General features: G+C 30.6%; 13 protein-coding genes and 1 pseudogene. All 14 read right to left on the reverse strand.

What is annotated here, in order from left to right; translation table 11 throughout:
* Positions 1-150: 150 nt before the first annotated feature.
* The gene (locus tag TTE_RS13010) at positions 151-1,800 is read right to left on the reverse strand and encodes an ABC transporter ATP-binding protein (protein WP_011026719.1); all 1,650 of its coding nucleotides are present in this window, start codon (positions 1,798-1,800) and stop codon (positions 151-153) included.
* 29 nt (positions 1,801-1,829) lie between these two features.
* Positions 1,830-2,210 carry a S41 family peptidase gene (locus TTE_RS14390; RefSeq protein WP_226990207.1) on the reverse strand — a complete coding sequence of 127 codons (381 nt, stop codon included), beginning with the start codon at positions 2,208-2,210 and terminating at the stop codon, positions 1,830-1,832.
* On the reverse strand, positions 2,207-2,818 hold the full coding sequence (locus TTE_RS14395) for a S41 family peptidase (RefSeq protein WP_226990208.1): 612 nt from the start codon (positions 2,816-2,818) through the stop codon (positions 2,207-2,209). Before TTE_RS14395 ends, TTE_RS14390 begins: the two co-directional genes overlap by 4 nt.
* Before the next feature lie 188 nt (positions 2,819-3,006).
* A complete protein-coding gene (locus tag TTE_RS14405; RefSeq protein WP_226990143.1) occupies positions 3,007-3,213 on the reverse strand; it encodes a hypothetical protein in 207 nt (68 codons plus the stop codon).
* 20 nt (positions 3,214-3,233) lie between these two features.
* Positions 3,234-4,526, reverse strand: coding sequence for a S41 family peptidase (locus TTE_RS13020; RefSeq protein ID WP_011026720.1), 1,293 nt, complete (start codon positions 4,524-4,526; stop codon positions 3,234-3,236).
* A gap of 378 nt (positions 4,527-4,904) precedes the next feature.
* Positions 4,905-6,230, reverse strand: coding sequence for a radical SAM/SPASM domain-containing protein (locus TTE_RS13025; RefSeq protein WP_011026721.1), 1,326 nt, complete (start codon positions 6,228-6,230; stop codon positions 4,905-4,907).
* A 254-nt stretch (positions 6,231-6,484) separates the two neighbouring features.
* The gene (locus TTE_RS13980) at positions 6,485-6,661 is read right to left on the reverse strand and encodes a hypothetical protein (RefSeq protein ID WP_157858524.1); all 177 of its coding nucleotides are present in this window, start codon (positions 6,659-6,661) and stop codon (positions 6,485-6,487) included.
* 443 nt (positions 6,662-7,104) lie between these two features.
* Complete coding sequence (locus tag TTE_RS13030; RefSeq protein WP_011026723.1) at positions 7,105-7,335, reverse strand: hypothetical protein; 231 nt, start codon at positions 7,333-7,335, stop codon at positions 7,105-7,107.
* Between the two features lie 459 nt (positions 7,336-7,794).
* Positions 7,795-8,576, reverse strand: a pseudogene (locus tag TTE_RS14410) (LuxR C-terminal-related transcriptional regulator).
* 277 nt (positions 8,577-8,853) lie between these two features.
* Entirely contained in the window at positions 8,854-9,588 is a 735-nt protein-coding gene (locus TTE_RS13045; RefSeq protein WP_011026725.1) for an MFS transporter, read from the reverse strand.
* 5 nt (positions 9,589-9,593) lie between these two features.
* Entirely contained in the window at positions 9,594-10,301 is a 708-nt protein-coding gene (locus tag TTE_RS13050; protein WP_041587247.1) for an SPASM domain-containing protein, read from the reverse strand.
* A 275-nt stretch (positions 10,302-10,576) separates the two neighbouring features.
* Entirely contained in the window at positions 10,577-10,801 is a 225-nt protein-coding gene (locus TTE_RS13055; protein ID WP_157858525.1) for a terminase gpP N-terminus-related DNA-binding protein, read from the reverse strand.
* A 712-nt stretch (positions 10,802-11,513) separates the two neighbouring features.
* Entirely contained in the window at positions 11,514-11,669 is a 156-nt protein-coding gene (locus TTE_RS13985; protein WP_157858526.1) for a hypothetical protein, read from the reverse strand.
* Between the two features lie 475 nt (positions 11,670-12,144).
* Positions 12,145-13,218 carry a hypothetical protein gene (locus TTE_RS13065; RefSeq protein WP_011026729.1) on the reverse strand — a complete coding sequence of 358 codons (1,074 nt, stop codon included), beginning with the start codon at positions 13,216-13,218 and terminating at the stop codon, positions 12,145-12,147.
* Positions 13,219-13,525: the final 307 nt, after the last annotated feature.

Genomic DNA, 13,525 nt, shown 5'->3' on the forward strand with positions numbered 1-13,525 from the left:
ATCTATATTTTTCTTCCTTTTCCACACTTTTTATATATCTCCAATGAAAAATTTTAAATAGCAAAATACTCATTTTAAAACTTACAATTTATACACAATTTCAGCTACAACCTAAATGTAAAAGCCATTTATACTTATATTGACATCTTATTACACCAAACATTCCACCTTTTTAGAAATTCTATTTAAATCTATCACTTCATCCGCTATATTTAAAAACTCTTGGTTATGAGTAACAATTAAAATTATTTTTTCCTTCTTGAGTGCTGTTAGCATAGATTTTAATTTCTCAATACTAACAACATCTAAGGCAGACGTGGGCTCATCTAACACTATGACATCTGGATCTTTTAAAAATGTCCTGGCAATCGCTATCTTTAATTTTTCTCCTCCTGAAATGTTGCTGGAGGCTTCATTTAGTTTTGTATTCAATCCTTCATGAAATTTATCTATATCTACATTTAAATCTTTTAGCAGTTTATCAATAGTTTTATAATCGTAAACCTCCACCCCATATATTAAGTTATTTATAATTGTGTCATTAACTAATTTTGGTTCCTGTTCTGTGACTCCAATAATTTTCCTTCTTATGTAATACATGTCTAGTTCCTTAATTTCTATTGAATTGTAATATATCTCACCTGAATAGTAATTTACTAAAATCCCAAGAATTACATTAATGAGAGTACTTTTGCCGGCTCCATTATCACCTACAATGCAGTATATTTTCCCTTTTTCAAATTCATAATTGAAATCGTGTATAATTTTTTTAGAATTGTCATAAGCAAAGGAAACATTTCTAAGTTCAATAGTCTCTATACCCTCTAATCTAATAGTACCATTTATCTCTTGGGGCTCATCCAATATTTGTCTTAATCTATCATAGGAAATTAAAGCATCCTGATATGACTTACCTAAGTTTAAAAAGTATCCTACACTTCCTATCATCATTGAAAAATAACTACTAATTATCGTAAAATCTCCTATTGTCAAATTTCCATTTATTATTTCCATTCCGCCAACAAAAAATATTATTACCCTTGCAATAGTAGTCACCATTGAATTGCTGCTATTAAAAAGATAAGAAACTTTTGTATATCTTAGTAATGAATTAAACATTTTTTCAAATGCGCTATTTAATCTTGCCCTTTCTTCCTTAAAAGTCGCATTTAGTTTTATAACTTTTACATTTTGCAAATTATCATTCATTTTTGAAAAAAATTCGTTCTGTTTTTCTTTTAATTCATAGCCTCGTATATATAAAGGTTTTCTAAACACAAAGTAAAGCAATATATATAAGGGAATCAAAGCCATTAATTCTAAAGTCAATTTGGCATTTATTCTCATGGAAATATAAGCCAAGAAAATAATAGTTAAAGCATTAGTAAGAATATCTAGCACATTGGCTAATACAAAAGAAACTACAGTATTGCTGTCAAAGTTTATTCTTTGATTTAGACATGCACTGTCTACCCCTTTAAAGTAAAGAATAGGCAATTTAGTTACATGGTCCAATACGTAAAAGTTTAAGTCTGTCATTGATTTGGTCTGAATTTTAACATAGGTGTAGTTCATTACAAAAGAACTAATTATAGTGATTATTCCAATTAATACTATCTTTGCTGTAAAATCATAAATTACTTTAAAATCTTTACTCTGCAATAGAAGGTCAATATAATTACCTGTAATGTAAGGTACTATAATTGACATGAGCCATCCAATGATACTAAAAAATAGAAATACTATCAGGGAGCTTTTGTACTTAAATATGAATTTTTTAACAAAGTTAAATATTTTCATATTGATCAACTCTCTTGCATTTTTAGAAATTACTTCTCTTTTCCTAAAGATTTAATCAATTCGACTGTCTTTTGCTTCAATATTTCTGCTCTTACTTCTGGATAGCCAGCATTTGTATCTGGAACGTCTAATTCTATGTCTGGTTTCACACCTTCTATAAAAAATGAACCCCCGTCTCGGTTTAAAATTGTGCCGGCTTCAAATCTCACAATCAATCCACTGTTAGGAAGCCTCATATATGAGGTAAGTGAACCATGGCCTAAAGTATTTCTTCCCACTAATGTAGCAAAACCTGTTTCTTTACAAAACTTGGCAAATTCTGTGGCTGCAGAAAAAGTCGCTCTGTCTATTATTAGAAATATCTTCCCTTTGAAATTTACATATTCATTTGATTTGAAAAACTTTTCTATATACTTTTCCTCTTGTTTAAATAGGTTTTTTTAAATTCATAGATTGTAAAATCTTTTTTCATCTCTTCTGAAAGTTTATCGTATATAGGACTCTCTCTGAATTTATCTTCGTCATAAAATATTACACATCTCCCGAAATTTTTTTGCGTATAATTCCCCTTTCGCGATAAATAAAAATATGTATTTTTATCCTCATTTTCTAAATATTCCAATTTTAAATATTCCAAACCTCTTTCTCCTATCAGTGGAGCTACTATAGCATCCATCCAGTATTCTGAAGAACCTCCTACATTTCCACTAATGTCTATAATTAAATAAGGATAATCTTTGATAGTTTTTAAAAAGTTGTATATTTCTTTTTTCTCTTCCCGATAATTTTTACTGTTCTGATCTTTATCTATCAAAAAAGAATTAACTCTTAAATACGCTATTTTATCCTCTTCTAAAATTTCTGTTTTTATATTTTTCTGTCCTCTCCTCATTTGAACAAAAAAGCTACTATTATGACTGGGATTTACACTTCCTAGCAATTCACTCCATTTTTCATAATTTTTCTTGGAATCTTTAAATATTTTTATAAAAGGCTTAAATTCAACAAAATCTCTCATCGTTTCATCTTCAATTAATTTTAAAATGTAATTAAAATAGCTAGGACTTGCTACATAAAGGTGCCCATCATGCAATTTCCCCAAAATTTCATTTAATTTATTATAAAACTCAATATTATTCCTTGTATTTTTTATCTCTTCTATAAACTCTTCCTTATAGGCTAACCAGTCATAGCCGTACATTTTCTTTACTTATAAAAATGTGTGTAATTGTCTTTTAAAATATCATACATATACTCAAAATCTTCTATTTTTTCTTTTTCTGTTAACTCTTTTAATTCTTCTGATGCAAATAGAGTGTTTGAAGTATATATACCTGTAAAAAATCCTGCTGAAAATATTACAATCAGTAAAAATATCAAAGTAATCATGGAAATTGACAGTTTCTTACTCAACAATATCACACCTTTTTCCCTTATTTAATACCCTTTTCTTCACTTTCTAATGATTTAATTACTTGCAGTATTTTTTGTTTTATCTCCTCATCTTTTTCAAATGGGTTTTTAGGAATCATTTTTATTTCTATATCTGGTATAGTCCCTGTTTCAAAATATGAAGTACCATCATGATTTATAAGCATTTCCCCATCAAATCTTACGATTAACCCGCTGTTAGGAAGACGCAGGAGACTTGTGGTAAGCCATCCCCCATCTCCTTTTCCAGTTCTTTCACCTATTACTGTAGCAAAACCCGTTTCTCTACAAAATTCTGCAAATATACTTGCTCCTGAATAAGTAGAACTACCAACCACTAAAAATATCTTCCCCTTAAAATCTATCGGCTCTATACTTTCAAAAAAATCCTTGTAATTTTTTACTACATTTTCAGTAACATAGTACGTGAAACTTTCTTTTACTTCTTCTGGAAGTAAATCATATACAGGAAGCTTATCTATCGTATTATTTCTCAAATCTGGTATGCGATTACTAAGCAGTTTAACAATATACTCCCCACCTCTTATGAGATAAGTTTTCTTCACTGACAAGTTTTCAACTTCTTTTAATTTATTCCTTAGAGGTGCTACTATAGCTTCCACCCAATATTTAGTACTGCCTCCTCCATTATCACTAACATCTATAACTAGATATGGGTAATCTTTTATACCTTTCAAAAAATCATATATCTTCTCTTTTTCTTTTTTGTACTCTTCTTCTCCTTTATGCCTATCAATTAAAAAAGAATAGACTTTTAAATAAGCAACTTTTTCAGGTTCTATAATATCTGTTTCAATATTTTCCCTCTTCCTTGTTTGTAAAAAGGGGTCCTCTACCTCACCTTTTTTATAAACCTTCTTAAAAATTTCCTCCCACATCTTATAATGACCTTCCGATTTTCTAAACATATCTTTATAAACCCCATCCCCAAATATTCCTAAAAAATATTTGTAATACCCTGGACTTAGGACATAAGTATGTCCGTCATGCAATTTAAATAAAATATTACTCAAAGTATGGTAGAATCCCAAATTATCTTTCGTTTTTCTTATTTTTTCTTTAAATTCCTCCTTATGCTCTAGCCAGTCATAGCCATACATTTTTTTCACTTCATAAAAATGTGCGTAATTGTCTTTTAAGATGCTGTACATGTATTCAAAGTCTTCTATTTTCTGCTTTTCTGTTAATTCCTTTGGTTGCCATAAATTAAGCTGTGTATTCAAAAAAATATGTGTACCGAGGAATATGATTGCTAAAAATACCAAAGTAATCATTAAAATAGGTAACCTTCTGCTCAAGAATATATCCATCCTTTCACTTATAATTTTTAAAAGTAGCGATGCATCTAAAACTTGAAAGTTCCAGATGCATCGCTATTAACATAATTAATTTATTTTCTTACTTCATAGTAGGGTAACTCTTTTGCCGGACGGCATACCTGTCCCCAACAAAAACCTAAGCACTCGCAAGGACCTGGCCATGGCACAGGTGGAAGATCTTCACGACAATTTGGAATGATAGTACCCAGCTTAATACTATAACCTTCTATTAGATATTCCATTCTCTCCACCTCCTTTTTCCAATCCAGTATATTATAGAATGTGCGCACATTCTAATCAAAATTAATATCTGAAATATACACTCAAATTGGTTTAAACCTTTTCTTGTTTTTTCTCTAATAGCTCTTTTGCTATATCCTTCAAATATTCTTCTAAAACATACTTATAATCTCCACATCTTTCTGTCATTCTTTCTATTCTTCTCCTTGGACATCCTCCTATACAAATTGGCAGGAGCTTGCAATCAATACACATCTCGTCTATCGTAGGGTCATAAAGAAGATATTCCATATATTTATCAACATTTAAAGAAACTAAGGATGTGTCGTTTAATATATTTCCTACCCTATACTCTTCTATCCCTATATCAGACCAGCACTTGTATATGTATCCCTCCGGGTCTATCACCATTGAATTTACACTATCTGCTCCACAAAAATTGTATTTTAAATGGGGGTACTTATGCATTAAATTATTCGAAAAACCTCTTTCTTTTAACACTTTTTCAAACATATAAGTAACCTTAGAATATTCATGCATAGATAGACACTTATTTGGTACATAACAATCATTTGTAGGTTCTACATATCCCAAATAAACACTAAGTTTATTTTTCAATCCTCTTCTTTCCAACCCATCTAATATTTCATTAACTCTGTTTACGTTTTCTTTGTCTACGTTTATCCTTAAAGAAATATTTGGCATTATATCAATATTTTCTTCTATGTTAACTAGTATCTTTTCAAAAGTTCCCTGTCCACTTTTTAAAGGACGTCTTTTATCGTGTACATCCTGGGGACCATCCAATGTTATTTGTATAAATGATAATCGCAGGTTCCTAAATTGTTCCACTACTTCCCTTGTCAAGTTATATCCATTCGTTATAATAGATGCTCCATACATAACTTCATTTTCATCACAGAGCTTTATAATTTTTTCTGACATATCTTTGACAATGTCAAAAGCTAATAAAGGTTCCCCTCCATACCAAGTAATATTTACACTCTGCAAATACTTTATCCGCTGCTTTATATATTTAACTATTTTATCCTGTACTTCTTCACTCATAAATACATCTTTCTGATTGCCCTTTTCGTAGCAGTATACACAAGCAAAATTACATCCTAATGTAGGTGCAATAGTTAAACCCAAATTTTTGTCATTAAATCTACTCCGCCAGAGATTGAAACGTAATAGCTGAAGTTCGTCAATATTGTCATCTATGAGAAATTGACCTTTTTTCAAGTCTTCTATTAATTTACTGTCATCAATCGAAATGCCTTTTTCTACATAATTTTTATACTTGTCGTGATTCTTTTTTTCCATTAAGGCTAAAGCTCCTGTTCTTGAGTTATAAGCTACTATTTTCTCCGGCTCTTCAGGAAAGTCAAAGAAAAAGTTATATCTAGACGGTTTCATTTTCTTTCTCCCCTTAAAGAATTTTTATCCTGAGCTCATCTCAAAAACTTTTCTACATAAAAGTTCTAAGATGTGCTTCTAGGCTGCCTGAAATCTATTTTTGCTTTACATCTTTTTTATTTATAATAGATTGGGGAAAATTCAAAAGCTTTCATCTAAGCCGTTCTATAGATATCTTTTTATACTTCTTTAGTTTTTATCTTCTACGATAAGTAAGCATTGGATATTAAAAATATTTTTCAATTTCTAAGCTTCTATCCACCCCATGGATTATTTATATCTCCATGTACCCTTGGTTCTCTTTCTTCTGCTACTAGGTATTGCTGTTGTATCACTTTTTTATCATTCATATAAGCTGGAGCTATGTTACCATATGCCAATGTTCCAAGCAAAGAAATTACTATTATCAACAAAACTATAATTCTCCTCAATTTACTTCACCTCTCAAATTTTCTTTCAATTTTATCCTACCATTCTTACCTCTACCAGTAAAATGGCAAAAACGCTTATAGGCCCTTACAATATTTCGTTTCATCGAAGTTATTCGCTTTTTTCTTTCTTTTTCTCTTTTTTTCATATATCGCCAGTGAAAAATTTTAATTTTGTAACTGTAAGTTACAACAGGTTAAATTTGCAAAATGGCTTCAAAGGCGGTAAAATAAAGCTTTTCAAAACTTAAGGAGTAATTTTCAAAATTAATTATCTGAAAATTTAAACTTTATATTTTTTTATTTTGATTTCTTGTATATCCCTTTTTGTAGCTATAAATGTTATAACTACAAAACTTTCAATACTTTTGTTTCTGCCAATGATGGAATGATATTTTCTAATAGGCAACAAAACAAAGAGAATCGTCTCCGGTGTTTGATTAATGTCAATGTGTTATTTTTTCTGCTTGGACTAAATTATGAAAATAGATACTAATCTTTTTTATAGGTATAAACGTAACCAATAAAAGGGTAGAAGCTACAAAAAAAGTAAGTTTTGGACTGCTTGAATAAAGAATACTTCCAACTACCGGCCCTAAAATAAACATCATATTCCACACAGCCATCATTCCACTGTAAATAGTCGCTCTAAATCTGCTCTCCAAAATCTTTGCCATTGTCCATGTGCATGTTCCCCTAATATTTCAATTCGACAAAATAAAGGATGTTTTTTTATTAATTTTAACAATTTAATATTGCCCACGTCTTCACCTCCCTCTATTATCTTTTATTTTCTCTTAATATCTTAGTTTTTCTTTAAATTTCTCATCACAACAAGAGCATCTCATGGCTTATATTGTTATTTCTTACTTATCTAACCATTAAATAAGTGAGTTTAATAAACCTCATATCCCCCTTTTCCCTTATTTAGGTTTTGCTAAATTTCAAAATCTTTATGGATTAAGAAATTATTGTTATATATTTTCCTCTGTATTCATTCTTTATTTATTCTTTATTTTCATTATACAATGAAACTAATTACATGTCTACTATACTTTAGTATAGTTTTTATTACATTTCCAGTTAAGGTTTACATAAATAAGCAAAAAAATTATACTAAAGTATAGTCTCAAATTTTAATCCAAATCTATCAATCCCAACCTAATTGCCTTTATTACTGCCTCTTTGATATTTTTTACCCCAAGTTTCTCTACTATTTTTCTTTTGTGATATTTTACAGTCACAACCCCTATTCCAAGAGCTTCTGCTATGTCTAATTCTCTATATCCTTTTGCCTCTAATGCCAGCATTTTTATCTGGCTGTCATTTAATTTTATCTTTATCTCATTTAGCTCTTTTTCTTTTACTATCTTTTCATACTCAGTTGCTATTTTCTCAGCTAGCAGTTTTATTACCATTGATACTTCATCCGCAATTTTTTTATCAATGGTTGATATATCCACATAGCCTACTATTTCCCATTTTCTACCATTATAGGTGAAGCAATACAGTGCCATTTTTTGAATATGTCACAGTAGTGCTCCTTAGGTCTTACATACACTACCCTCTTTAATCGCATTGCCATTGAAATCGCATTTGTACCACAGCTTTCTTCTCTAAAGGATACTCCCTGTTCAAAGCCTGAATCTTTTATACACTTTTTCTCTTTTGTGCTGCATTTTACGTCCAATAAATATCCTTCAAAATCACTAAGCAAAAATAGATATTCACCTTTTACCCAATCCTCTTCTACACTCATATGAAAAGCTTCTATGAGTTCTTTATTTTTATGTATTTTCTTTTGCAAATCTTCTTGATTTAATATCACCAATGGCAGAGTTATTGAAGGGTCAATACCAATTTCCCTACACCGCTCATATGAAGAAATTAGTTCCTCCTGTGGGCATAAAAAATTCATTTTTTATACCCCCAAAAAGATTGAACTGTTTTTTAATATTATACAATATTTAGAGCAAAATTTGTGAAATTTGGAACGAAAGTGTCATTTTGGGGAACGAAAATGCATTTTTCGCCTAATATTTTACAATTAGAAATAAAAAATGAGGAGAATAACCTCCTATTACTGTTATTTCTGGCTCAATTATACACCGTTAGTGACAATTACATGCCCGCTCATCTTTCTCCTCTGCCTTTCATAAATTTAAAAATTAATCAAAAGTAAAATTATTAACCTTCTAAAAAGTTCCTTGATTAATAGGAAACTTAATTATTTTATCCGCAATATTTGACAAACTAGGGTCATGTGAAATCACAATAATAATTTTATTTCTCTTAATCTCGGTCAGTGTCCTCATAAACGTGGATATTCCTTCACTATCTAATGCAAAAGTTTCTTTAAGCTGAAGCCTTAGCAATACTGAAATAGCAGAAAACACTGTCATGGCAATCAATGCTTCAACAGGTTTTGTTTTAAAAAGAATTCCTATAAATGAAGAACCTAAAATGCGACCCATGAGCCCTCCAAAAGAAACTAATGAAAGAGCTTTCCCTGCATCTTCCTCCGAAATTGATTCAGTTATCAGAGCCAGAGTAGAACCTGAAGAGATTCCACTTAAACCATATATGAAAATTGTGGCAATCATCCCAATTATAATGAAATTCAAACTCCCCTGCCAAAAAGCAAGAAAGAGTAATAAACTGCCAATAGCATAAAAAAGTGAAGATATAACTAGCATTATCTTTCTTCCAAATCTATCACTGAATTGCCCTCCTAATAAGGCGATAACTGTATCGCCTAAATTAGCAATTGAAAAAGAAAGCCCTACAAGAAATGGTCCTCCTTTTTCCATCAAAAGCAAAGGCAAAAGCCATCTCATAGGCCCATCCATTAGTCCTATAGCCATGTTAGATAAAAACATAATAGCAATGTTTCTTTTGCATAGTAGAGAAAAATAAGAAGTTTTTCTCATATTCTTTACCTCTCAATCCATACTAATGGTTTTCTTGTCTTTATTTTCTCTTCAAACGCTTCACTTACCAGTTTATAAGCTATTTCAATACCATGTTCTGAAATCTTTTCAAAAAGATAGTTTATAATCTCAAAATTAAATTTACAATAAGGAGATTTTCCCAGCAATGTTCCTGATAATCCATATACTGCAGCAGGACAATTAGCCCCACATATAAGTTTGTATGGACAATTATTACAAGTATCTATCTTATTAACATTCCGAAGTCTTAACTTTTTACATGCCTCTGAATTTATGATAGTTTCAATAGAATCTTCAAATATATTCCCACATTTAAACTCTTCAAATTGTACAAACTCAGAGCAAGGATATACATCTCCATTCCAAGTAATCACGTAAGAGAGTCGCCCAGCTCCACAAAGACTCATATGGCAGTACATACCTCGCATATTAGAAGTAAAAATTGCTAAAACCAATGATTCTATATTATCTACCACTAATCGCCTTCCTTTAGGTTGGTAGGTATTTAGTCTTATTACTACATCAATAAATTTCTTATAATTGTCTATTAATTTCTTAATTGATGGCACAAAAACAGTATTTTCAGATACCGATGGTGATATAGGATTAAATAAAGCAGAACGTACTCCCCAATTATATAATGCCTCAGCTATTGTGTCTATTATATTCACATTGTTTTTAGTTATCGTCACTATAACTCCCTGCCACTCGTAGTCACTAAACATCTCTATTGCTTTTCGCACATGAGTAAAAGTTCCATTTCCATTATAAAAACAGCGTAACTTGTCATTTATTTCTGCTAAATGAGCATCCAATGATAAACTTATATGAACATTATGTTTTTTTATAAAGGCAGCATCTTCTTCAGTTAATAAAGTACCGTTTGTCTGAATGTTTTTTGCAAGAGGGAATTCCCCATTTTTGCAAAGATTTTTCCCCAGGCACCCATGGGGAATTTTATGTTAAGTTAACTGTCTCTTTTGTCTTCTTCAATCCATTGATCTATATCTTCTTTAAAAGGCTCAAGTTTTGGAAATACCTTTTTCGCTTTGGTGTCAGTTGAAACATTCCAGTTTTCCTGGTAAACATATTTGCGTACCGTTTTACGGTCAACTTTAAATTTCCTTGCAATTTCACTGATATTTAACCCTTTAAAAAAGAACGCATTTCTGATATCATCTATTTGGGGCATTGTGAGCATCCTCCATTCCTCCCTTGCAGTTAAGTTGTCCCTAACTACAAGGATAATAGTTTTTATGGGTACCTGTAATGACCCTTTGCAAATCTGGGGATTTTTTAGTTGCAAAAGTGGGGATTTTTCTTTACAACTTTGTCTATTTTTATTTTACAATAAACACTTTTTATAAAATAAAAAATTCCATTAAAACTAAACTTGAAAGCGGTAAGTTTAAAAACTTAAAAGAAGAAACAAAAAGCTTAAAAATAATTCAAGAAGGTAAAATAAGCCTCTATTATATGTACTTTAAAGAGAAAACTAAATCGATTCACTCATAAAGTCAATGCGTTTATTTTATATACTGGGTCGGAAAAATTAAAGGAGATAGCTATAGAAAATTACTAAAAAGTTTATAAAAATTTTTGTCGAAACAATTTCTGATATCTTGGCTAAATACCTAAATGAACAATTACGGAAAAAGATGAACACAAGATTTGGAACTACTCTTAACAGCTCTCCTCTACCTCCAATTTTCTGAAAGCTTTATTTTACTTCTTCTTTTTCTGTAATTCAAATATTCTTTTTCATTAAGGAATAAAACTCGCCAGATGGATTTGTGAGCACAGGTATTTTTTTAAGTATAAGTTGGAAACCTTCCTATAATCAAACAAGAGGGACGGTTCTCACCGTCTGAATTCAAAGAAAACCGTCCCCACTGTTTGACATTTCAGTTTTTGGTATCTTTTTGTTTTAATAATTCTTTAATTTCCTGCAGTTCTTTTTTTATTTCCTCTGTATTACTCCAAGACTTGTATACCGAAACAAAAAGAAAAACTAATGCCACAATAGATACTATAATGAGTTCTATGCTAAATAATGCCAATAGAATCCCTCCTAACTCATGGAAAATACATACTTTATGCAAAGATTTTTTCGCAGATACTATGGTAATTTTTAACGTGGTTAGTTTCTTAAATAAATATTTATATTTACTTATAAACTTAATTCCGGATGTATAGATAATTATTAACTTTTCTCGGTTTGCAATAACGTAACTCTATTATTTTCAATTAAACACCTCAAATAAGTAAGTAAAGAATTTGGGCATAGATTTTTTCTCCCTTAAAAAATTCAATTATGTGTTTCCTTTTTAGAGAAAACTCCTATTCTGTGTTTTTATCGAATAATATTGTAGAAGTTTAATGACAAAGTCCTCTAACCATTATCATTAAGTATAGTAGTTTTACAGGCGTCTGCAATTACTTTTTGTAATCAGAAGAATTTTTGTAACTTTCTTATTTTTATTTTACCATAAACAATCTATAATTTAAAGAGAATCGGCTATTCCTACTGCTTAATTAATATATTGTTACAGAATACGGTACATCAGAATTTATTTTTGTGTCGTAATATCTGTTTAGAGCATCATAAAACTTAAATTCCGCTGAAACATAACCTGTACAGACATACGTTCCGCTTCCGGATATGGGCGCTAAATACATCTCTACAGCTGTTGGATTTGTGCTTGAATCTGGACCATCATAAAAAGATATAACAGGATCTGTTGGTACAATGTACCAAGATACTCCTGTAGAAGTATGGCTTTCCGTTACTCCTGCCACTGCTGTATTAATTGTAATACCTATAAAAGGAGTAATTGATATAGTAATTGAAAATGTTCCAGTAGCCCTTGTATGTGGATTTACATCTTGAATCCATAATCCTTCACCACCATTTCTAGGAGGACTACCCCATATTCTTATATGTGATACTGTTACCCAATTTTCTGTATAGAGGTTTTGTCTTACTCTAACCTGATATGGTTGCGAAGGGTTATTTCTCGACACAGATGATGGTCCATAAACCTGTATGTGTATACCATTAGCAGTTCTATCTGCAAGTTTTCCTATACCTAATATAGAAACATTTTCAGGACTTTCAGAATGACTTGAGTTACTGTATCTATTTATTTTATCTCTTATCAGATCTAATGAAGGTATATCTTTACCTGCTAAAAAATTGTACACCCTGATAGAGTTCCCATTATTATAATCTATGCTCCCTGCTATTCTATCCAGATTTTTGTCTATGGCTATTGCCACATCCATATCTCCCTCTTTTGTATGGGCTATTCCAATTCCAGTGTAATCTTTAAATTCGCCAGATGACAATTTCTGGGGTCTTAAATTGTTAAATTTCAGCAGTATACTATCTGTAGATGTTATTAAAACCGCTTTTCCCGATAAGCTCCCATCCTTTATATCGCTTTCTATTATCTTTACTGTTATATCTTCTATTTTATTGCCATCTATTGAATATGAATACCCAGTCATATTATATTTCTCTTTGTAGTAACTTTGAGCTAGTACCAATCTGGGGAATATTAAGCATATTACAAGTAAAGAAATCAATAAATAATTTGTTTTCTTCATATCCACACACCTCACCTTAATATTTTGTAATAAATCAGTCGTGTTTTAAAAATTCATTTTCCTAAGATTCTCTTATCACCACCTCCACAATAATTTATAAACTTGTCTTATAACAACATCACCTCCCAGATATTACAAAATACTATCTTGTTAAATCTTCTTACCCTAATGGTGTAATTATACCTGCATTAAAATATAATAAAGAACATTGAAATAACAGATGTTAGGAAGATAAGCATTAATTTCTTTTTTGTTTACACCGCCACTTTACATATCTTTTCTTTCCATTTGAATCAGGGTTAGTGTC

This window comes from Caldanaerobacter subterraneus subsp. tengcongensis MB4 (assembly GCF_000007085.1).
GTDB lineage: Bacteria > Bacillota > Thermoanaerobacteria > Thermoanaerobacterales > Thermoanaerobacteraceae > Thermoanaerobacter > Thermoanaerobacter subterraneus.